Genomic DNA, 22,534 nt, shown 5'->3' on the forward strand with positions numbered 1-22,534 from the left:
GGGTGCAAAGGAGTTCATTTGATTACACATGTCAGCCCTCTTGGCTCTATGGATCTGCTCTCCCAACTGGAAGTAGATATGCTGAAGCGCACGGCCAGCAGCGATTTGTATCAACTTTTCCGTAACTGCTCGCTCGCCGTACTCAACTCTGGCAGTCAGACTGACAGCAGCCATGAACTGCTGTCGCGTTTTGAGAACTTCGACATCAACGTACTGCGCCGTGAGCGCGGCGTTAAGCTGGAACTGATCAATCCCCCGGAAGAAGCCTTCGTCGACGGTCGTATCATCCGTTCACTCCAGGCCAACCTGTTTGCCGTCTTGCGCGACATCCTGTTTGTCAATGGCCAGCTCGCCAGCTCGGGGCGTTTACCCTGCGAAGAGGACAACGACTCAGCCACCATCACCAACACGGTGTTTTCCATTTTGCGCAATGCCCGCGCCCTGCATGTGGGTGAATATCCCAATACCGTTGTCTGCTGGGGTGGCCACTCGATCAACGCGGTGGAATACCAGTATTGTCGCAACGTGGGCACGCAACTGGGGCTGCGTGAGCTGAACATTTGTACCGGTTGTGGGCCGGGCGTGATGGAAGCGCCGATGAAAGGTGCCGCCGTGGGCCATGCCCAGCAGCGCTATCGTGACAGCCGCTTTATCGGGTTAACTGAGCCGTCTATTATCGCGGCTGAGCCACCGAATCCGCTGGTGAACGAACTTATCATCATGCCGGATATCGAAAAACGCCTGGAAGCCTTTGTGCGCATCGCGCACGGCATCATCATCTTCCCGGGCGGCGTGGGCACCGCAGAGGAGTTCCTCTATCTGTTGGGCATTCTGATGAATCCACAGAACGCGCATCAGGTTCTGCCGCTTATTCTGACCGGCCCGAAAGAGAGCGCCGATTATTTCCGCGTACTGGACGACTTCATTGTCAGCACGCTCGGCGAGCAGGCACGTAAGCATTATCAGATCATCATTGACGATGCTGCTGAAGTTGCCCGTCTGATGAGAAAAGCCATGCCGCAGGTGAAAGAGCATCGCCGTGAAACCGGTGACGCCTACAGTTTTAACTGGTCAATGCGTATTGCTCAGGATCTGCAGGTGCCGTTTATGCCAACGCATGAAAATATGGCCAACCTCAATCTCTACACAAACCAGGCTCCAGAAAAACTGGCGGCGGATTTGCGCCGGGCCTTCTCAGGGATTGTTGCAGGAAACGTCAAAGAGATGGGCATTCGCGAAATCCGCGAAAAAGGCCCTTACAAACTGCACGGCGATGCCGACATCATGCACCGCATGGATGAACTGCTACAGGGCTTTGTGGCGCAGCAACGTATGAAACTGCCCGGCACTGCCTATATTCCGTGCTACGAAATCATCAAGTAAATCTGGAGGCAGCCTGCGGGCTGCCCATATCTTATGTCTCTTCACTTACTCATTGTTGACGCCCTCAATTTAATTCGTCGCCTGCATGCGGTACAAGGCTCGCCCTGCGTCGACAGTTGCGTAGGCGCGCTGCGTCAGCTTCTGGGGCACACGCGGCCGACGCATGTGGTGGCGGTGTTTGATGGTGAAGCCCGCCATCAAGGATGGCGGCACCAGTTGTTGCCTGACTATAAAAGTGGCCGCCCGCCGATGCCCGACGATTTGCAGGCCGAAATGCCCGCGCTGAAGGACGCCTTTCGAAACGCGGGCGTCAGTTGCTGGATAGCCGACCAGGATGAAGCCGACGATCTGGCGGCGACGCTGGCGGTCAAAATGGCGCAGGCAGGTCATCAAGCGACCATCGTTTCAACCGACAAAGGTTACTGCCAGTTACTGGCACCGACGATTCGCATCCGTGACTATTTTCAAAAGCGCTGGCTGGATGTGCCTTTTATTGAAGCCGAATTCGGCGTTGCACCCGCGTTGCTGCCTGACTACTGGGGATTATGCGGCATCAGCAGCAGTAAAATTCCCGGCATCGCAGGCATTGGCCCCAAAAGCGCCCGGGAACTGCTACAGCAGTTTGGTTCACTGGAATCGCTGTATCAGCAGTTGGATCAGGTGCCGACCAAATGGCGTAATAAGTTACAGGCCGGACAGGAGATGGCGCTGATCAGCCGCGATGTGGCCCGGCTGAAACAGGATTTGGTGCTGGAAGGGAATCTGAATCTACTGCGTTACCATGGCGGCTAATCATATCAGACCGGGCACAATCGCGCCCGGTCTGCAGGGTTAACGCTCGTCGCGGCGGCCACCGACAGCGGCCCAGATGCGACGAATGTGCACTGTCACTTCTTCACGATCGTGATAAAGCTGACGTGCCCGAATCTGCGCGTTAACGCCATTTTCATTGAGTCGCTGCTCGATCATGGCCAGATTCTGCGTGACTTCTTCGTAGCGCTTCTTCATGGGCAGTTTCAGGTTAAATATGGCTTCGCGGCACCAGCCGTTGACCAGCCAGTCCGCCATCAGGTTCGCCACGCGAGCCGGCTTTTCCACCATGTCGCAGACCAGCCAGCTGATGTTGGTGCGGGGCGGACGGAAACGGAAACCGTCTTCACGCTCGTGAAAAACCTGGCCGGTCTCCATCAGGCTGGGCGCCATCGGCCCGTTATCCACGGCGTAAACCATCATGCTGCGCTTTACCAGTTGATAGGTCCAGCCGCCTGGACAGGCCCCCAAATCGACGGCATACATTCCACTGGCCAGACGTTCATCCCACTCATCGGCCGGAACAAAAACGTGAAAGGCCTCTTCCAGCTTAAGCGTGGACCGACTCGGCGCATCAGACGGGAACTTAAGACGCGGAATGCCCATATAAAAGGGTGAGCTGTTCTCCGGCAGTGAATACCCAACGTAGCAGGTGCCGGGGGCGATAAAGAACACATGCACGACCGGGCGTTTTGGGCTTTCATAGCTGAGCAGGATTTTGCTCTCACGCAGGCTGGCGCGCAGCGGGACGGTAAACTTGCGGCAGAACCTGGTGAGCTCTTTGGCTTCGTTGGTGTCCGGCACTTCAACACGCAGTTCCCCGCCCTTTTCCACCACGCCGCTTAACATGCCTACGATGGGGGAAATACGATCGTCCTGGGGCAGATCCCGCAGCAGTTCGCCAACAACCAGCATCTGACGGGCAAAAATCAACTGCTCAAACGGCAACTCGCGGATCAGTCTCTCCGCATCGGGCTGCTGGTAGCACTCAAACAGGACATAACCTGCATCCTCTTTAACCCGAGGAAAGCCGTAAACATTGCGCTCGGCGGCTTTAGCACTAATTTCCGCCGCACACTCTTTTTCAAAGCCAGCGCGGCAATACAGTAAAACTTTATTCATGGCGTTCTGCCTTGGTTTTAAGACGCAGTGCGCCAATCAACATCAATAGCCAGCCAACGAGGAAGAACAGCCCCCCGACTGGCGTGATAAAAACAAAAAACGTTAAGTGCGACAGCGCCAGGGAATAGAGGCTGCCGCTGAATAATACGGTACCCAGTGCCATAGAGGCGCTGCTCCAGTAGAACCAGATATTACAGCGATAAAGCATCGCCGCTCCCAGCCCCAGCACAGCCAGCGTATGATAAGCCTGGTATTCCAGCCCGGTATGAATCCAGGCCATTTCAGTCGCTCCCAGCGTTTTATTCAACACATGAGCACCAAAAGCACCAAATGCCACCAGGAAAAACCCACTGATGGCCGCAAAAATAAACATGGCACGTCTGGACATGAATGTATCCTCAAGGTGCGTTTGCAGGTCCCTGCAAAAAAATAAAAAAGTTACTGATCATAACGAAAGCGGAATTTTTCTTGTTCGGTAGCCGCTTTGGCGAGGATCCACTGTCGAAAGGCGGCTATTTTACCCAGTTCTGCCTGACTGTCATGACAAACCAGATAAAAAGCATTTTTGCTCACTAAAACGTCATTAAACGGACAAATCAACCGTCCCGCTTCGATTTCGCTTTGCGCCATAACGTTATTGGCCAGGGCAACGCCCTGCCCATGGATGGCCGCCTGCAGCACCATCGCGCTGTGGCTGAAAATGGGCCCCTGTTGCACATTGATATGCTGGACGCCTGACTGACGGATATACGCCTGCCAGTCACGGCGGGAAGCATCATGCAACAGTGTAAAACGAGCCAGATCCATGGGCGTTTTCAGGGGATTTTCACCCGTCATCAGCGATGGCGAACAAACCGGCAGCAAATATTCGGCATAGAGTTTTTCGACCCGCAGGCCTGGCCAGTTTCCCCGGCCATAGAAAATGGCCACGTCCACATCATCGGCCAGCTTCTCTTCATCCCGATCGACCGCCTGAATGCGGACGTCAATTCCCGGATAAGCCAGATTAAAGCTGGAAAGACGCGGGACCAGCCACTGAATCGCAAAGCTTGGCAGCAAACTCACCGTCAACGCCCCTTTGGCGCTGCGTGCCTGCAGTTTACGCGTCGCCTCGTTGAGCGCAGAGAAAATTTCTTTGATATCCAGATAGTAACTTTGGCCTTCCTCGGTGAGTAAAAGCGACCGGTTTCGCCGTCTGAACAGCTTCAGTCCCAGAAAATCTTCCAGTGATTTGATCTGGTGACTGACAGCAGCCTGGGTCACAAACAGCTCTTCAGCGGCTTTGGTAAAGCTTAAATGGCGTGCTGCGGCATCAAATACCCGCAGTGCATTCAGGGGAGGAAGACGTTTTGACATGGTTATCCATAGCCAGCCTGGCAAAAAATACGCGGACTAATACAAAGCCTTAACGTATTAGAATTTATAATCCGAGACATTATAAATTGTCCGTTGAGGAAGCTCCAGCAAATACCTATAGTTGCGGTACTTCCTGAGCCGGAACGAAAAGTTTTTAGATTTGTGAGTGAGTTCGCAGATTTTCTGAAAGCTTTTGGCTTGTGGTCGTGATGTTGTGTTTGCAATTTTGATCTGACCTTTACAGATCAAGCTTTTTTATTTCCTGTAGATTTACCCTGTCTGTCCATTGTGATATTGAGTAGCACCGCAAATTGCGGTGCTTTTTTTATGCACGGATTACTTCATCTCAACCATTTCTTTCACATCTGAACGGTTAATCTGCTGCTCATTGCCATTCGCATCTTTATAGCTAATCATACCGGTATCAGTATCGACTCTTGGTTTACCTTCAGCAACGATAGTGCGTCCGTCATTGGTATGCATTACGTAGTTGCTTGAACAGGCAGCCAGGGTAAAGGCCATTGTACAAACGACCAGCATTGCGGCGAGTTTTTTCATCTTCTATCTCCTTGCAGATTGATTGCACCAAACCGCCCGCGTTACGCTGACCCGAGAAATGGTCAAGTGGGATCGACTATCAGAATGTCGTATCGCCATGCGGGTGAAGTTTTTACCTTGCAATATTCAGCATAACCCGCTTTTCCAGCTTTGCCAGACAGACATCCATCTTTCAGCCTGAGTCTGATAATTAACAACGAGCTATGTATGCGTGCCTTTAATCCTTCTTCATTCCGGCAGCAGTTTCCTGCCCTGAGCGACGCGGGTGTTTATCTCGACAGCGCCGCCACCACGCTAAAACCGCAGGCGGTAATCGAGGCGACTCAGCAGTTCTACAGCCTGAGCGCCGGTACGGTTCATCGTAGCCAGTTTGCAGCGGCTCGCCGGTTAACCGAGCAGTATGAGCAGGCGCGGGGCCAGGTGGCGCAGTGGCTCAATGCCGCCAGCGACCGGCAGATTGTCTGGACGCGCGGTACCACCGAAGCCATTAACCTGGTGGCGCAAAGCTGGTTAGCCCCGCGTTTACAGCCCGGCGATGAAATCCTCGTCAGCGAAGCCGAGCACCACGCCAATCTGGTTCCCTGGCTCATGGTCGCACAGGCCACGGGCGCGCGCGTGGTAAAATGGCCAATCGGTGAGGATCGCCTGCCCGATATCGCCGTGCTGCCCTCACTGATCACTCACCGGACGCGTCTGCTCGCGCTGGGTCAGATGTCCAATGTCACAGGCGGCTGCCCCGATTTATCCCGGGCCATCGCTCTTGCCCATGCGGCAGGCGCAAAAGTTATGGTCGATGGCGCGCAGGGCGTCGTACATTGCCCACCGGATGTACAGGCGCTGGATATTGATTTCTATGCCTTTTCCGGCCACAAGCTCTATGGCCCAATGGGCATCGGTGTGCTGTACGGTAAAGCGGAATTGCTGGAAGAGATGGCCCCCTGGCAGGGCGGCGGTAAGATGCTGACGAAGGTCGACTTCACCGGCTTTACGCCCCAGCCGGTGCCCTGGCGCTTTGAGGCCGGTACGCCAAACGTGGCGGGCGTGACCGGACTGAGTGCCGCGCTGAGCTGGCTGCAACAGCATAATATGTCTAAAGCGGAGATCTGGAGCCAGCAGTTAGCCAGTCTGGCCGAGGAACAGCTTGCAGAACTGCCGGGCTTTCGCAGTTTCCGTTGTGGCCAGGCCAGCCTGCTGGCCTTCGACATTCAGGGAATTCATCACAGCGATATCGTGACACTGCTGGCAGAGCATGGGATCGCCTTACGTGCGGGTCAACATTGTGCCCAACCGTTAATGGCGGCACTGGGCGTTGAGGGGACGCTGCGCGTATCGTTTGCCCCCTATAATAATTTACAGGACGTCGATGCGCTGCTGCGCGCTATGCACAGCGCTGTCGCGTTGTTATCGGAGTTTTAATCATGCACGCATCCCTGCTTGCCCCGCATCCGTTCGGTGTTGAAATTACGCCTGCGGATCTGAAAGAAACCTTCTCTCACTGTCGGCAGTGGGAGGATCGCTACCGGCAGCTGATTTTACTTGGCCGACAGTTGCCGGCCTTACCTGACGCATTAAGAACACCGGACAGTGAGCTGAGTGGTTGCGAGAATCGCGTCTGGCTGGGCAGCCAGATCCGGGAAGAAGGTTCCCTGCATTTTTACGGTGACAGCGAAGGTCGCATCGTTCGTGGTTTGCTGGCCGTGCTGCTCACCGCTGTTGAAGGCCAGACGCCCGCGCAATTACTGGCGGCCGATCCGCTGGATCTGTTTGAATCGCTGGGCCTGCGTGCGCAGCTTAGCGCCTCACGCAGTAGCGGCCTGAAAGCGCTGGCCGATGCCGTCCAGCAGCATGCGCAACGGGCGCTGGGTTAACCGCTCATGGCGCAGTCGTCGGCCAGTGTTTAGCTAATCAGGTCAGGCTGGCGGCCTGGCAAACGCGGGCTAAAGCCGTACAACCGCGTTGCACGGCAGATAGCATTACGCCTGGCGCGCGGCCCGTGCCAGAAATTTCTTCAGGGCATGCGAAACGGCAACAAAGCCAAAGGTGGCGGTGACCATCGTGGCTGCGCCAAATCCGGATTCACAATCCATTCTTTTCGGCCCTTCCGCTGTGCTGCGTGAGGCGCAAACCGAGCCATCCGCCTGCGGATAAACCAGCGCCTCTGTAGAGAAAACGCAGTCGATGCCCAGCTTGCCTTTGCTGTTTTTTACCACGCCCAGCTGTTTAAGCCGCTCGCGTAATTTAGCTGCTAGCGGATCCTGGATGGTCTTCGCTAAGTCAGTCACCTGGATTTGCGTGGGATCGATTTGCCCACCTGCGCCGCCCGTGGTGATCAGGGGAATCTTATTGCGTCGACACCAGGCAATCAGCGCCGCCTTGGGGCGCACACTGTCGATAGCGTCAATCACATAGTCGATATCGGCAGTCAGCAGCGTCGCCGTGTTTTCCGGGGTGATAAAGTCATCAATACAGATCACCTCACAGTCAGGATTAATGGCGCGCAGACGCTCGGCCATCACGTCCGTTTTGGCTTTACCCACATTGCCGCTCATCGCATGTATCTGACGATTGGTGTTGGTGATACAGACATCATCCATATCGATCAGGGTAATCCTGCCGATGCCGGTTCTTACCAGTGCCTCGGCAGCCCAGGAGCCCACGCCGCCAATACCAATCACGCAGAAGTGGGCATCAGCGAAATGCTGCAACGCCGACTGCCCATAAAGACGTGCCGTGCCACCAAATCGCTGGTGCCAGGCATCGTTTAACACTTTCATAGTTGAACCTGTTACTGAGCGCGGGCCCGATCGCCCGCCGCTTCAAAATTTAGTTAGCGCCTAACAGCAGGCTGCCGTTGTTGTTGCTCTGCGCGTTGCTGAACAGCGGCTGACCGGCTCCCGGTGCTGATTTCAGCACCCACACACGACCATAATGGTTATAGAACCCCGCCAAATGGGCAGCATCTGGCCCTACGCCCTGATAGATATCGAAGTGCTGGCCTTTGATAGCGCCGCCGACATCCAGCGCCACCATCACCCGCATTTCATATTTCCCGTTGAATTTGCCCTTTTCATTGAGCTGCGGCACTTCCGCCAGCAGCACCGTTCCGGCAGGAATCAGTGAACGATCGGATGCCACAGAGGCTTTCGCCACCAGCGGTACCGCGCTCGCGCCACGTACCGGCACATAAGGTTCGGGTTTGAAAAAGACAAAGGAGGGGTTAGTTTCTAGCAGCGCCCGCACTTCCTCGGGGGAATGTTCCTCAGCCCACTGGCGAATAGCCTGCATTGACATGTCTTCACGCTTGACCTCGCCCCGGTCGATCAGCTCTTTACCGATGCTATGATAACCCCAGCCGTTTTTGCCGCCATAACCAAAAAAGCTCATCGGACGTCCGTCACCAAAATCGACATAGCCGCTGCCCTGCACATCCATAATAAAGTTATCGATGAGTGAGTTACTCCAGGCAATCACGTAGCGATCGTCTAACGCCCCACTGTATATCGATGCGCGGCTGGGTAATTTCTGACCGCGTTTGCGCGGCGGCATGCGGTAAATAGGGTACTGAAACTCACCCTGTCGCGTGTAGCGTGCCTGAACGACCGGCGTGTAGTAGCCCGTGAACTGGACGTTACCGTAATTATCGGTGCCTTCCATCTGAAACGCATTTAACCCAAACTGGCGCAACTGTCGTGTATCGCCCCCCGCCATCAGCCAGTTTTCAACCGCACTGTAAGTGCTGTTGTTACGGCCAAACAAACCCGAAGCGGCCGCCTGGATTTGCTGAATCTGTTGCCCAAAATCTCTGCCGTTAACCGGACGGCCTTTGGCGTTAGGTTGATTCACCAGCGCTAAGGGCTGATCAAGTTTTCCGTCTTTATATTGTTGACCCCGATCGGTCGGCTTAGAACTACAGCCCGCCAGAAGCGCTAAAAATGCGCCAGTAAGTGCGTACTTCGCCCAACGTCCTTTCATCTTCATCTCTTTTTATAAGTGTTCGCCACGCGACGATAGCAAAGCCGTCATCAGAATGAAATCCATCCTCTTTCGTCATAACGGATATCGGTGCAATAAATCACCAATTGGTGGAATCCTTCAGCAATTAACAGCAAATTTAGCCTTTTAGGGCAAAAAGGGGTTGCAACAATCATCGTGCGGAGTATAGTGCGCATCCACGGACGCGGGGTGGAGCAGCCTGGTAGCTCGTCGGGCTCATAACCCGAAGGTCGTCGGTTCAAATCCGGCCCCCGCAACCAGTTCTTCTGTAGTTTTGCTCAGACAGAAGAAACAATGTGAAAAGTCGCTATGCGCAATCGGACGCGGGGTGGAGCAGCCTGGTAGCTCGTCGGGCTCATAACCCGAAGGTCGTCGGTTCAAATCCGGCCTCCGCAACCAATTCTTCTGAGATAATGCTCACTCAGAAGGGACAATGTGAAAGTCGCTATGCGCAATCGGACGCGGGGTGGAGCAGCCTGGTAGCTCGTCGGGCTCATAACCCGAAGGTCGTCGGTTCAAATCCGGCCCCCGCAACCACTTTAAACACCTGAGAAGGTGTTTTTTTGTTTCTGGCCTCCGTCAGTCAATCCCCCTCTCCTTTTTACCGCTCAGACACGCAGTAAGATCAGACCGCACGCGAATGTCGCAACAGATCTTGCTCTGGCCAACCCGTTTCTGCTTTTATGATTCATCCGGACACGACAAGGTCTGTTATGAATACCTTCAACATTGCTGCACTTGCTGCACAGTACCCGCCGGTTGCGGATATGATCGCGCTGAAAGAAACCATCTGGTTCAATCCTGCCACCACAACCGTCGCCGACGCCCTGCCCTTTGTGGGTCTGACAGAGCAGGACGTTGAAGCCGCCCATGCCCGCCTGAAGCGGTTTGCGCCTTTGCTGGCTCAGGCCTTTCCTGAAACCGCCGCCGCGGGCGGTATAATCGAATCAGATGTGGTCGCGATCCCCGCCATGCAGGCCCGGCTGGAACAGGCGTACGGCCAGAAAATTGCAGGCACACTGCTGCTGAAGAAAGACAGCCACCTGCCGATTTCTGGCTCCATCAAAGCGCGTGGCGGCATTTATGAAGTCCTGAATCATGCCGAGAAACTGGCATTAGCTGCCGGTTTGCTGTCCCCGGAGGCGGATTACCGCACGTTGCTCTCCCCCACGCTTCGGCAGTTTTTTAGCCAGTACCGTATTGCCGTGGGATCGACCGGCAATCTCGGGCTGTCGATTGGCATCATGAGCGCCCGCCTCGGCTTTAACGTAACCGTTCATATGTCGGCGGATGCCCGGGAATGGAAGAAAGCAAAACTGCGCAGCCATGGCGTAACGGTGGTGGAATATGAACAGGATTACGGCGTGGCGGTCGGGCAAGGACGCAAAGCGGCCGCATCGGACCCCAACTGTTTCTTTATTGACGATGAAAACTCCCGCACGCTGTTTTTAGGTTATGCGGTCGCCGGCCAACGGCTGAAAGCGCAGTTTGAACAACAGGGCCGCGTGGTTGATGCTCAACATCCCTTATTTGTGTACCTGCCCTGCGGCGTGGGCGGTGGCCCCGGCGGCGTCGCGTTTGGCCTGAAGCTGGCATGGGGTGACCATGTTCACTGTCTGTTTGCGGAGCCCACTCATTCGCCCTGCATGTTGCTGGGCATAACAACGGGCTTACACGACGGCATTTCCGTACAGGACATAGGTATTGATAATGTCACGGCTGCGGATGGTCTGGCGGTAGGCCGGGCGTCCGGCTTTGTGGGCAGAGCCATGCAACGTCTGTTGGATGGCATTTACACACTTGATGATGCGCGCATGTACGACATGCTCGGCTGGCTGGCGCAGGAAGAAGGTCTGCGGCTTGAACCTTCTGCGCTGGCCGGGATGATCGGTCCACAGCACGTATGTGCTTCAGCGCACTATCACGCGCTGCACGACTTCAGCCCAACACAGTTACAACAGGCCACTCACCTGGTCTGGGCGACGGGCGGCGGCATGGTGCCGGAACAGGAAATGGCGCACTACCTGGCAAAAGGCCGCTAAGTGGACGCACATCGTCGGCGAGACAGGAACGCCACGCAACCCGGTCCCTGTTCCGCTTCTGACGGCAAACCCTGACAGCAGATAAGGCCGGGCGGGTGATTTTTCCTGCCCGGCAGCTTAACGGTGTGCCAGCGCCGCCCCGTTTTTGAAATAGGCCTTAATGCCTTCCAGAATGGCCTCGGCGACCTGATGTTGATAACGCGTGGTGCGGAGTTTACGCTCTTCTTCGACGTTGCTGATGAACGCGGTTTCCACCAGGATCGAGGGAATATCCGGTGCCTTCAGCACCGCAAAACCGGCCTGATCCACAGTGCGTTTGTGCAGATGGTTAATCCGCCCCATCCGGTGCAGCACTTCTTTGCCAAACTTCAGGCTGTCATGGATCGTCTGGCGCTGCACCATATCAAACATGGTGTGATCCAGATAGCGATCGCCACTCATGCTGACGCCGCCAATCAGGTCGGATTCATTCTGGGTTTGCGCCAGAAAACGCGCCGCGGCTGACGTCGCCCCCCGGGTCGAAAGGGCAAACACAGAGGAGCCCCGTGCGGCCCGGCTGGTGAACGCATCCGCATGAATGGAGACGAACAGATCGGCCCGCTGTTTACGGGCTTTGGCCACGCGAACCCGCAGGGGAATAAACACATCCTCGTTACGCGTCATGTACGCCTTCATATTGTGTTCTTTCTCAATCAGCGCCTTAAGGCGGCGGCCAATCTTCAACACAATGTCTTTTTCACGGGTTTTGTATTTACCGTGCGCGCCCGGATCTTCCCCGCCATGGCCAGGATCGATCATGATAATGATGGGGCGATCGCGCCCGGCTTTACCGGGTAACGGCGGCTGAACGCTTTCATTTTTATCCAGATCGCCCTGGTTGTAATCTTTCAGTAATGCCAGCAGCGGATCATCTTCTACCGTATTCTGGCTGGGGTAGAGATCGACCACCAGCCGGTGTTGAATACTGGAGACCGGTGCAAGGCTGAAGATTTTTGGCGAGACGTTGCGTTTCAGTTCCAGCACCACCCGCACGGTATTGGCATCGAACTGCCCGACCCTGGCGTTTTTGATAAAAGGATCGTCCACCCTGACGTGCTGGTTAACACCCTTAAGGACCGAATTAAGGTGCAGGTTCTCAATGTCGATGACCAGCCGGTCCGGATTCGTCAGTGCGAACTGCTTATACTTAAGGGCAACATTGGATTCCAGCGTCATGCGCGAATAGGTTGAAGAGGGCCAGATGCGAACCGCCATAATATGGCTGGTGGCCGCGATGCCCACACCGCTTACGCTGAGCAGCAGCAGTGCCCCAGTACCTTTTAATAATCGTCTACGTGAAATAAGGGGATGACCTTCCGACATGCCACTCCAGCTGTTATATCGTGTTTAAAAAAACGGCAACCAAATAAAATGGCGGCGAAAACTTTATCCAATCCGGCTGACGATGTCACCCCGGAAACTCTAAATAATGCAGTCTGTTAGCGGCGTTATCACCTGAAAAAACGTAAATAAACGTCAGGATTAGCGCTTGCAAAATGGCCGCCAAAGGCATAAAAATACAGAAAATACGAATAAACATTCACTGAGGGTTAGCCGTGAAGGAACGTAGTACTGAACTGGTTCAGGGTTTTCGCCATACCGTTCCCTATATCAATGCGCATCGGGATAAGACATTTGTCATCATGCTTGGCGGTGAGGCCATTGAGCATGAAAATTTCTCCAGCATCGTCAACGATATTGGCCTGCTTCACAGCCTTGGCATTCGTTTAGTCGTCGTGTACGGCGCACGTCCGCAGATTGATGCCAGCCTCGCCGCAAACCAGCTGGAACCGGCTTACCACAAATATACCCGCGTAACCGACGCGCAATCACTGGAGCTGGTAAAGCAGGCCGCAGGCCGTCTTCAGTTGGATATTACCGCCCGCCTTTCCATGAGCCTGAACAACACTCCGTTACAGGGCGCGCATATCAACGTGGTGAGCGGCAACTTTATCATTGCCCAGCCGCTCGGCGTGGATGACGGCGTCGATTACTGTCACAGCGGTCGCATTCGTCGTATTGATGAAGAGGCTATTCACCGCCAGCTCGACAACGATGCCATTGTGCTGCTGGGTCCGGTGGCCGTGTCAGTGACCGGTGAAAGTTTTAACCTGACTTCTGAAGAAGTGGCCACGCAACTGGCAATTAAGCTTAAAGCAGAAAAAATGATTGGCTTCTGCTCGGAACAGGGCGTAATCGATCGTGAAGGCAACATTGTTTCGGAGTTATTTCCCAATGACGCTCAGGCACGCATTGATGAAATGGAACGCGATGGCGATTTTCTGTCTGGCACGGTGCGCTTTCTGCGTGGCGCCGTTAAAGCCTGTCGCAGCGGCGTCCGTCGCAGCCATCTGATCAGCTATCAGGAAGACGGCGCCCTGTTACAGGAACTCTTCTCGCGCGACGGCATTGGTACGCAGATTGTCATGGAGTCCGCCGAGCAGATTCGTCGGGCCACGATCAACGACATCGGTGGCATTCTGGAGCTGATTCGTCCGCTGGAGCAGCAAGGGATTCTGGTACGCCGTTCACGCGAACAGCTGGAAATGGAGATCGACAAATTCACCATCATTCAGCGGGATAACCTGACCATCGCCTGCGCCGCGCTCTATCCGTTTATGGATGAAAAGATTGGCGAAATGGCGTGCGTTGCGGTCCATCCGGATTACCGCAGCTCCTCACGCGGAGAGCTGCTGCTGCAACGCGTTGCACTTCAGGCGAAGCAGATGGGGCTGGAAAAACTGTTTGTGTTAACCACACGCAGTATCCACTGGTTCCAGGAGCGCGGCTTCACGCCGGTGGATATCGAGTCGCTGCCGGAGAGTAAGAAAGAGATGTACAACTACCAGCGCCGTTCCAAGGTGCTGATGGCCGATTTAACCTGATGGCAGCCGGGCGGCCATCCCGCCGCCCGACCTGTTATCCCTGCGTTTCCGCCCCCAGCCTTTCCACCAGGCCACTTCGCCGCTGCGTCTGCAGCTGGACTGCCCGTTCAAATATCGCGCGATCGCTGTAAAGGGTCAGTTGTTTGCGTGCACGGGTAATGGCCGTGTAAACCAGCTCACGGGTCAGGACCGGCAAAAACTGCGTCGGCATGACCAGCGCGGTATGATCAAATTCTGAACCCTGCGACTTGTGCACCGTCATCACCCATGCCGTTTCATGAGACGGCAAACGGCTGGGCTGAATCGCTTTCACGCTGCCGTCTGGCAACGGAAAAAACACCCTGAGTTGCCCTTCAGCATCACGCAACGTAATGCCGATATCGCCGTTAAACAGCCCCAGGGCACTGTCGTTGCGGGTGATCATCACCGGACGTCCCGGATACCAGCGGCTGCCCAGTGCAGGACGCCGGATGCGCTGCAGCTGCATCAGACGCTGTTCGATGCGCTGATTTAATCCGTGCACACCGAATGGCCCTTCACGCAGGGCACACAGGAGCTGATAACGGCTAAATGCCGCAATGGCCTGTTCTGGCGCAGCCTGACGCTGAACGGCATCCAGATAGTCCTGATAGCCCTGCGCCACCTCGTTCAGCATGGTCTGATATGCCTCACCGTCATTCAGCGGCTGAAAAGACAGGTCAGCATGTCCGGCGGCGAACACCTTACTCATCTGGCGCGCATCGCCCTGGTTGACGGTGCGGGCAAGCTGGCCAATACCGGACTTTTCGTCAAAGCGGTAACTCTGGCGGAGCAGACAAATGCTGTCGCGAACGGCAGGCGCGGTATCGTCATCGCTGCCCGTAAGCGCACATTCGGTAAGCGTCACCAGTTGTGCGGCGCGCGCCGGACTGAAGCCGGTTTCGCTGCAACGACAAATGTCCCCCAACACCGCTCCGGCTTCAACCGAAGCCAGCTGATCGCGATCGCCCAGAAACACTACTCTGGCGTGAGGCGGCAAGGCGGAAATCAGTTTTGCCATCATCGTCAGATCAACCATCGACGCTTCATCAACCACCAGCACATCCAGGTGCAACGGGTTACCCGCATGGTAGCGCATGCGCTGCGAGTCAGGCTGTGCGCCAAGCAGGCGATGCAGCGTGGTCGCTTCAGCAGGAAAACGCGCACGCTCGTCATCGTCCACCGCCAGTCCCTGCAGAGCTTTTCCCAGGGATTCGGTCAGACGGGCTGCCGCTTTCCCTGTCGGTGCCGCCAGCTGTATGCGCAGAGGTTCGGGATTCAGGCGAATCAGCGCCGCCAGCAATTTCGCCACCGTCGTGGTTTTGCCGGTACCGGGTCCGCCTGAAATAACGGCGGTTTTACGGGTCAGAGCCACCGCAGCAGCAATTTTTTGCCAGTCGTCAGGCTGACGACCAAATAACGTCTGCAGAACATCTCGTGCCTGTTGCGAATCGAACGTCCCGCTATCCGGCTGCAATGAGAAAAACCGGGCAACCTGGCCTTCACTTTGCCAAAGCCGGTGCAGGTATAAACGCTGGTGACTCAGCACCAGGGGCGTCACAACACGGCCATCGCTCACCGCTGACCAACTGGCCAGCTGTGCATGCCGCTCTGCTTCATCGGGCGCGCCTGCGGCCTGCCACAGTGCCTGCGCCAGTGCGGGCTGACGACCGGAGAACAGCCCAGCCTCATTCAGGTTAGCCAGCGGCAGGCAGACATGTCCTTCGCCCGCGTCGGCACTCACACAGGCCGCTGCCAGCAACCGAAAGGGTTGCGTCTCATCTGCAATCAGGCGGGCAAACTGAATATCCAGAGGACGCAGTAAACGCTTTTCGACTGCCTGAAGCAGCAAGGCGTTTATATCACTCATAAGCTCTCCTCTGTATGACCAAACAATGCATCCAGTTCCTCAATAAAGGCGGGATCGGGACGAGTGGTAAAGATGCCGTTATCGGCAGAGGTGCCATCCACCCCGCGCAGGAATACATAAAAGACGCCGCCAAAATGCTGTTGGTAATCATAGCCCGCCAGGCGGTGCTGCAGATACCGGTGCAGCGCCAGTGTGTACAGCTGATATTGCAGGTCATAGCGATGGTCGATCATGGCCTGCGCCATCGCCTCCTGCGTATACGCGGTATGGCTGTCACCCAGCCAGTTCGATTTGTAATCCAGCAGATAATATTTTCCCTGCCAGCGAAATACCAAATCAATAAAGCCTTTTAACATGCCTCTCACCTGACGGAAATCCAGCGCGGCAGCGCGCTGCGACAGTGGATCGTACCGGCGCATCAGCGCATCCAGATCGGCAGCCGTCAGCAGGCGGTTGATCGGCAGGTAAAACTCCATCTCAATCAGCCGATCAGCGCTGCGGATGCTGTCCAGGGTTAAGCCGTCTTTGTTGAGCGGCGTGGTCAGTACGCGGGCGATCCACTGCTGAATCACGGGCAGCCAGTTCAGGGAATAGCCCTGTTGCTGAAGCTGATCCTCCAGCCAGAATGCGTCCGGCGGCTCAGTGAAATCCATGGCCTCAAACAGCCCGTGCAGAAACGTGCCGGGAGCCGCACCGCGGGGGAAGTGGTGCGGCGTTAACAAGGGTTCTTCATCCTCAGCCGCCTCACCAGCAGCATCAATATCGAATTTCGGCAAAGCATCCAGCAGGGGGGAACTGCCGTGCTGTTGTAATCCGGAGTAACTGGTGACGCGCCAACTGTCCGCCAGCGCTCGGGTCATTTCCCGACTGCTCAGCGCGTTCTCGCGGTGTTCGCTGTCCTGCCACTTCGCGCCGGGCTGCAGCTCGCTCCGTATCACCTCAATCCCTTCGCCTGCGAGCGCCTCAAGATGGTGACTGAGCACGGCGGCATCGCCGCTCTCACCGCGCTGTACCAGGTAGCCCAGCGCGCTCTTATGCAGATCGCTGTCGCCCTCTTTTTTACGCGCGCCTTTGATTAGGGGCGCAATACCCACGCTGCAGTGGTAAACCGAGCGCGTCAGCGCGACATAGAGCAGCCGTAAATCCTCGGCCAGTCGCTCCTCTTCCGCCAGCGTCAGGCTCTGTGCATCGCCCTGCACGTCGAGCATGGCAGCAAAACTTTCACGGTCGTGATACAGGGCGCTGGCCGCTTCGCGAAATCCGGCCGCAAACGGCAGCCAGACCAGCGGATACTGCAGGCCTTTGGATTTGTGAATCGTGACGATCTGCACCAGGTGGCGATCGCTTTCCAGACGCAGCTTCTGACTGGCGGCCTGGCTGTCAGGGCGGGCAATTTGCTGTACCAGGAAACGCACCAGAGCGTGCGTGCTGTCGAGCTGCGTTGCCGCTTCCTGCAGTAATTCGCCCAGATGCATCAGATCGGTTAAGCGCCGCTCGCCATTTTCGGAAGCCAGCATATTTTCCGCCAGCTGCCGTTTAATCATTACATCGCGCAACATGGGCAGTACGCCACGTTGCTGCCAGATCTGCTGCCAGCTGACAAACTGCTCTACCAGCGCATCCCACTCACGTTCGTTTTGCGCCAGCGCATCAAGTTGGGCGGCATCGATAGCAAAGATGGACGTGGCCAGCGCGCTACGCAGCAGTCGCTCCTGTTCAGGTGACTGCACCGCCTGCAACAGCCATAACAACTCGCGCGCTTCAGGCGTGGTATAAACGCTGTCGCGGCTGGAAAGATAGACCGACGGAATGGCCAGCTTATTCAGCGCATCACGAATCAGACTGGCTTCATTGCGGCTACGCACCAGTACGGTGATATCCGAGGCCTTAACCGGCTGCAGTGCATCGCCTTTCCCTAACCGCGCCTTGCCCTGCTGACCGGCCGCCAGCCAGCGGCTGATATCGGCCGCACACTGCTGGGCCATAAATTGTTGGTAATCACTTACTCCTACACCTTCGCCCGGCTGGAGCCAGAAGCGCAAGGCAGGCTGGGGCTGATCATGGTAAACCAGCGTTAACGCCTGATTCGGGGCGGCCGGGCTGACCGCAAGAAACGGAATGGAAGAAAACAAAAAGGGTGCGTCAACCTGTGAAAACAGGCGGTTGACGCTGTTCACCATCGCGGGCGATGAGCGCCAGTTCGTCTCCAGCGTATAGTGAGCACTAACTTCACTACGGGCGCGTAAGTAGGTAAAAATATCTGCGCCGCGAAACGCATAGATCGCCTGCTTGGGATCGCCAATGAGCAGCAACGCCACATCCGGCTGTTGAATATACAGCGTACGGAAGATTCGGTACTGTTGCGGGTCGGTATCCTGAAACTCGTCAATCAGGGCCACCGGGAAACGGCCACGAATAGTTTCGGCCAGCAGCGCCCCGCCCGGCTGCTGAAGCGCTTCATCCAGACGACTTAACAGATCGTCAAATCCCAGCAAGGCACGCTGCCGTTTTTCCCGCTGCACCGTTTCTTTCACCTCGCTCAGCGCCTGCCAGATGATGATATCGCGGAGCGTCAGCGGTTCGGCAAGAAAGCCATCGACGGCATCGAACACCGCATGTTGCGGTGCCTCGCCCTTTTTGGTTTTTTCGTGCAGCACCTGCTGGCCAAAGCGTTCAAGCTCTTTAGGAAACTGGTAATCCAGCGTATCGCTCTGTGCCCACTGAGTCACTTTCGCCACCCAGTTAGGTAAGTGCTTACTGCTGTAGCTGCGTTTGTCGACGCCGGAAGCCGCGATCATCCCTTCGATATCGGCACAGACAGTCTGCCACTGCTGCTTGAGGGCCTGGATGCGTTGCAGGTTAGCGGTATGACGTGATGCCAGCGTTTCGTCTGCGCGAGGCGGACGCTTCAGCCTGGGGGATTCCCCCTGCAGCCAGGGCCGTAACGTCGTCAACAAACTGTCCGGGCCGCTCCACTCCGCCGCGATCACCCGGGCCACATCCAGTGACAGGGGATAACACTGGCGACGCCAGAAATCCGCCGCGGCCTGGCGGAGTAACGTTTGTTCGTTTTCGATGAGTTCCTGCTCGAACAACATGCCTGACTCAAAGGCATTCAGGTTGAGCATGCGCTGGCAAAAACCATGAATGGTAAAAATCGCCGCTTCATCCATTTGCCGCTCAGCCGCCAGCAGCAGCGAGGCCGCCTGGGGCAAATCCGCTATCTGCTCAATCAGCTGTTGGTGCATGGTGTTATGGCTTTTACCCCGCACGCAGGCGAGCCGAAGCTGATGAATATTGTCACGAATACGGCCGCGCAGCTCCGCCGTGGCGGCTTCTGTAAAAGTCACCACCAGGATCTCTTCGACTGACAGCGGCCTGCGCCAGGCGTTCTCGCCCCCCAGCCCTAATAACAAACGCAGGTAGAGCAGACCAATCGTAAAGGTTTTACCGGTGCCCGCTGAGGCTTCAATTAACCGCTCGCCGTTGAGGGGCAGCGTTAGGGGGTTTAACGGTTCAGGTCTGGACGCCGTCATGGTGTTTCACTCTTGACCGGCAAAGACTGCTGTAATTTGGCGATTTCTGGCCAGGTCCGCCAGCCCGGTAACGGTGCGAAGGCGATGTTATGCTCGCCGCTACCGGCGATTTGAGAGGTCATTGCCATGCCCTTTTTCTGCATGACGGCCTGATGAAAGAAGTCCGCCAGTCCGGCAGGGGTAAGCTGTTGAACCTGCTCCATCAGCTTTTGTCGGGTATCAAAATCGTAATTCTGCCGATCAAAATCGCGGCTGTAACGGTCGGCCTCTTCATTCAGCGTTTGTGGACGCTGTTTCAAATCGTTGATCATGGCCTGCTGATACTGCACAAAATCGGCCTGACTCATCGAGCGCAGGCGGTGTTCCGCCTGGGGATAAAACGCCTGATAGCGCTGCATCAGATAAGCGGGTGGCTTACTGTTACTTTGCAGCAGAAAGCCAATCCCCCACTGACGCCCTACCGGCATCCTGAACGCAAACACGGCATAACCTAACTGCTCCTCGGTACGCAGTTGGTTATAGAACCACGGCTGGACAATCTGACTGAGCATCGCGCTGTTGGCCATACTCTGGTATTCGTCATAACCCAGGGGAATATAGAGCGCCGCCAGCGCAGAGTCCGTGCTGCTGCCGTGCTGCTCCAGATTCGCCTTAAGCGGCTTTTCGACACTGAGGTAATTGCTGTGCCAGTAGTGCGTACCGTCGCACTGCATCTGCTGTTTCAGCTCGCGTCCCAGTTGCGTCACACTGTCAGCACTCAGGTTACCGATCACCATCATTTCTGGCGTGGCATTTTTAATTAAGGCATCGCGATAGGCCACGACATCATTCAGTGTAATCCCGTTGACCAGCTTACGGCGCGTGTCTCGCTGCGTGTAAGGCAGCTGGGATAAGAGCTGCATAGGCTGGATCGCCTGCTCAAAGGCTTTTCCTTTCTCTGCGGCATCCAGACGCTCCAGATACCAGGATTTGGCCTGTTGTAGCTGTGCCTCGCTGGGCTGAAAAGTGCTGTAGCGATTAACTAACTGCTTAAGCAGGTCAGGCAGGCGCTGTGTAAAGCCGCTGGCATTAAAGACCAGACCATCGTTTTCGCTGGTTGAAAAACTGATGCCGCCAATAGACGCCTGGGAACTCAGTTCATCCAGCGCCAGGCTTGCCAGATAATCATTCAGGCCGAACAGTACCTGCTGACGCGCATCACTGATCGCCTGCTGATTTCGCAGCGCGACGGTGATGCTGGCCTTTGGCTCGCTGGCATAGAACTGGCTTGGCATCCAGTAAATACGCATCCCGAAATCATTGTCGAGCTTAACCGGATGACGGTAGGTTTTGTCAGTCGACACCAGGGTAAACGCATCGGGAATGTAGGGATTTAAGCGCGGCATGGCGAGCTGAATCGCCTGGCCACGCTGTTGCCATTGCGTCAACGTCTGGGCTGTTATCTTATCAACCTGATAAGGCGCATTCACAAAATAGGCCAGCTTGTTATGCGGTTCCTGCGGGCTGATGTACCAGATTCGCGCCTGCGCTGGCGTCATGCTTTCCAGACGAGCATTGATAGCCGCGGGATCGTAGCGATCGGCCAGATAAGGCGCATCCAGCGTATGCTCAACCGGGACACGCAGCATCGTATCCGCCAGCCACTCAATGTAGTCCATGTCGCGGGTGATTGACGGATAACGGAAGTCCAGCGCCAGCACATGCGAAACTTCATCGAAATAGCGTTGGTCGATACCGTTTTTGCGCAGCATCGCGAGATAGCTAAAAACAGCCGCGACGACCTCATCACGTTGTGCCAGACCTTTGTCCGTTAATGACACGCTGATGGAGAACACGCCGCTGGTGCGCTCGGTCACCGGATCGGCCCCCGCGCTGACGCCGTCGGCCAGGCCCTGTTTTTGCAGCCAGTCGGCCAGCGTATTGGGGCTGCGGTTACCAATGACATAGCTGATAAGCGTGTCCGTTTTACTGCGAAAGCGGTCACTGTTATTCGGTATACGGAACTCGATTTTTAACTGCTTACGCGGCTGCGCCGGCACATAGTGAATGATGATGCCCTGCTGGGCTTCCGTGACGACCGGCTCGGTAATCGCGGGAACGCTGGCATTGTGGTTAGCCACGCGCCCAAACGTATTCACGGCGATGGTCGCCATCTCTGCCAGCGGTTTATTACTGTAGATCACCGCCTTCATCAGATTGGCTGAATAGTGCGTGTGGTAAAAGTCCAGCAGCGCCTGATGCAGATTACTGCCGGGCTTATCGCGCAGGGTATCCAGATTGCCGCCGTAAAAATGCGCGGCCGGGTGCGCCGGGTTAATCGTCTCAGCCCCGACCTGTCCCATGCGCAAACCGTCACGGGACCGTGCCATGGTCAGCTCCGCATTGACCGCATGGCGTTCCCGATCGGCATTGACCGGATCCAGTAAGGGTTCGGCAATCGCGTCGGCCAGACGATCAACGGCAGGCTCAAGCGCATCGTTTTCGACTTCGAGGTAATAAGCCGTGCGATAGGAGGCGGTGCTGGCATTATGGCTGCCACCGTGTTTCTTGAGAAAATCGGCAAGGCTGTCAGGCTGTGGGTAACGCGTTGAGCCCATCAGCACCATATGTTCAAGGTAATGCGCCAGGCCGGGCTGCTGCGCGGGATCATCCAGTGAGCCAATGGGCAATGTCAGCGCAGCAAGGGATTTCGGCGCCTGAGTATCTGAAACCAACAGCACCGTCATGCCATTATTCAGCGTGATGGCCTGATACTGACGCGGATCCTGTTCGCTTTTCCCGATGGGCGTGTTGACAGGCTGCCAGCCCGCGCCGGTTTCGGCTTGTACCGCCAGCGCCAGTAAGCCCAGCAGAATGGCGGCGATCAAGCGTGCATGTGTGCGCATGTAAAACCTCTTACGTTACCCAAAAGCCGCGTTGCGA

Annotated in this window: 16 protein-coding genes and 3 tRNA genes; 9 read left to right on the plus strand and 10 right to left on the minus strand. The window is 56.0% G+C overall.

What is annotated here, in order from left to right:
* The first annotated feature begins 18 nt into the window (after positions 1-18).
* Both ppnN and xni read left to right on the plus strand, forming a co-directional pair.
* Complete coding sequence (gene ppnN, locus RAC60_RS13770; protein WP_006120778.1) at positions 19-1,383, plus strand: nucleotide 5'-monophosphate nucleosidase PpnN; 1,365 nt, start codon at positions 19-21, stop codon at positions 1,381-1,383.
* 33 nt (positions 1,384-1,416) lie between these two features.
* Positions 1,417-2,175 carry a flap endonuclease Xni gene (gene xni / locus RAC60_RS13775; RefSeq protein ID WP_006120779.1) on the plus strand — a complete coding sequence of 253 codons (759 nt, stop codon included), beginning with the start codon at positions 1,417-1,419 and terminating at the stop codon, positions 2,173-2,175.
* Positions 2,176-2,214: 39 nt separating this feature from the next.
* Here the strand turns inward: xni and rlmM are convergent, their stop codons facing one another.
* From rlmM to RAC60_RS13795, 4 genes are all read right to left on the minus strand, one after another.
* Positions 2,215-3,315 carry a 23S rRNA (cytidine(2498)-2'-O)-methyltransferase RlmM gene (gene rlmM, locus RAC60_RS13780; protein WP_375093920.1) on the minus strand — a complete coding sequence of 367 codons (1,101 nt, stop codon included), beginning with the start codon at positions 3,313-3,315 and terminating at the stop codon, positions 2,215-2,217.
* The gene (locus RAC60_RS13785; RefSeq protein ID WP_014605150.1) at positions 3,308-3,703 is read right to left on the minus strand and encodes a DUF423 domain-containing protein; all 396 of its coding nucleotides are present in this window, start codon (positions 3,701-3,703) and stop codon (positions 3,308-3,310) included. The genes rlmM and RAC60_RS13785 overlap by 8 nt, the downstream gene beginning before the upstream one ends.
* A 50-nt stretch (positions 3,704-3,753) precedes the next feature.
* Entirely contained in the window at positions 3,754-4,671 is a 918-nt protein-coding gene (locus tag RAC60_RS13790; protein WP_006120782.1) for a transcriptional regulator GcvA, read from the minus strand.
* 336 nt (positions 4,672-5,007) lie between these two features.
* Positions 5,008-5,229 carry a YgdI/YgdR family lipoprotein gene (locus RAC60_RS13795; protein ID WP_375093921.1) on the minus strand — a complete coding sequence of 74 codons (222 nt, stop codon included), beginning with the start codon at positions 5,227-5,229 and terminating at the stop codon, positions 5,008-5,010.
* A gap of 207 nt (positions 5,230-5,436) precedes the next feature.
* On the opposite strand from RAC60_RS13795, the gene csdA reads away from it, so the two are divergent.
* Complete coding sequence (gene csdA, locus RAC60_RS13800) at positions 5,437-6,645, plus strand: cysteine desulfurase CsdA (RefSeq protein ID WP_006120784.1); 1,209 nt, start codon at positions 5,437-5,439, stop codon at positions 6,643-6,645.
* Positions 6,646-6,647: 2 nt separating this feature from the next.
* A complete protein-coding gene (csdE, locus tag RAC60_RS13805; protein WP_033739583.1) occupies positions 6,648-7,097 on the plus strand; it encodes a cysteine desulfurase sulfur acceptor subunit CsdE in 450 nt (149 codons plus the stop codon).
* A gap of 105 nt (positions 7,098-7,202) precedes the next feature.
* Here the strand turns inward: csdE and tcdA are convergent, their stop codons facing one another.
* Complete coding sequence (tcdA, locus tag RAC60_RS13810) at positions 7,203-8,003, minus strand: tRNA cyclic N6-threonylcarbamoyladenosine(37) synthase TcdA (RefSeq protein ID WP_006120786.1); 801 nt, start codon at positions 8,001-8,003, stop codon at positions 7,203-7,205.
* Between the two features lie 49 nt (positions 8,004-8,052).
* Positions 8,053-9,201 carry a murein transglycosylase A gene (gene mltA, locus RAC60_RS13815; RefSeq protein WP_039338403.1) on the minus strand — a complete coding sequence of 383 codons (1,149 nt, stop codon included), beginning with the start codon at positions 9,199-9,201 and terminating at the stop codon, positions 8,053-8,055.
* 204 nt (positions 9,202-9,405) lie between these two features.
* On the opposite strand from mltA, the gene RAC60_RS13820 reads away from it, so the two are divergent.
* The 4 genes from RAC60_RS13820 (at position 9,406) to dsdA (ending at position 11,264) form a co-directional block, all read left to right on the plus strand.
* A tRNA-Met gene (locus RAC60_RS13820) sits at positions 9,406-9,482 on the plus strand.
* A gap of 62 nt (positions 9,483-9,544) precedes the next feature.
* Positions 9,545-9,621, plus strand: a tRNA-Met gene (locus tag RAC60_RS13825).
* 61 nt (positions 9,622-9,682) lie between these two features.
* Positions 9,683-9,759 (plus strand) — tRNA-Met (locus RAC60_RS13830).
* Positions 9,760-9,935: 176 nt separating this feature from the next.
* Positions 9,936-11,264: a D-serine ammonia-lyase gene (gene dsdA / locus RAC60_RS13835; RefSeq protein WP_375093922.1), complete on the plus strand. Its 1,329-nt coding sequence runs from the start codon at positions 9,936-9,938 to the stop codon at positions 11,262-11,264.
* 117 nt (positions 11,265-11,381) lie between these two features.
* Here dsdA and amiC read toward each other — a convergent pair whose 3' ends face one another.
* A complete protein-coding gene (gene amiC / locus RAC60_RS13840) occupies positions 11,382-12,626 on the minus strand; it encodes an N-acetylmuramoyl-L-alanine amidase AmiC (RefSeq protein WP_033739588.1) in 1,245 nt (414 codons plus the stop codon).
* A 233-nt stretch (positions 12,627-12,859) separates the two neighbouring features.
* Between amiC and argA the strand changes: the two genes are divergently transcribed.
* Positions 12,860-14,188 carry an amino-acid N-acetyltransferase gene (argA, locus tag RAC60_RS13845; RefSeq protein ID WP_033739589.1) on the plus strand — a complete coding sequence of 443 codons (1,329 nt, stop codon included), beginning with the start codon at positions 12,860-12,862 and terminating at the stop codon, positions 14,186-14,188.
* Between the two features lie 34 nt (positions 14,189-14,222).
* Here the strand turns inward: argA and recD are convergent, their stop codons facing one another.
* The 3 genes from recD to ptrA are packed head-to-tail and all read right to left on the minus strand — an operon-like array spanning position 14,223 to position 22,497.
* On the minus strand, positions 14,223-16,076 hold the full coding sequence (gene recD, locus RAC60_RS13850) for an exodeoxyribonuclease V subunit alpha (protein WP_033739591.1): 1,854 nt from the start codon (positions 16,074-16,076) through the stop codon (positions 14,223-14,225).
* A complete protein-coding gene (recB, locus tag RAC60_RS13855) occupies positions 16,073-19,612 on the minus strand; it encodes an exodeoxyribonuclease V subunit beta (protein ID WP_375093923.1) in 3,540 nt (1,179 codons plus the stop codon). The genes recD and recB overlap by 4 nt, the downstream gene beginning before the upstream one ends.
* Positions 19,609-22,497 carry a pitrilysin gene (ptrA, locus tag RAC60_RS13860; RefSeq protein WP_375093924.1) on the minus strand — a complete coding sequence of 963 codons (2,889 nt, stop codon included), beginning with the start codon at positions 22,495-22,497 and terminating at the stop codon, positions 19,609-19,611. Before ptrA ends, recB begins: the two co-directional genes overlap by 4 nt.
* Between the last annotated feature and the right edge of the window lie 37 nt (positions 22,498-22,534).

The organism is Pantoea sp. BR_17 (assembly GCF_041955125.1).
Classification (GTDB): domain Bacteria; phylum Pseudomonadota; class Gammaproteobacteria; order Enterobacterales; family Enterobacteriaceae; genus Pantoea; species Pantoea stewartii.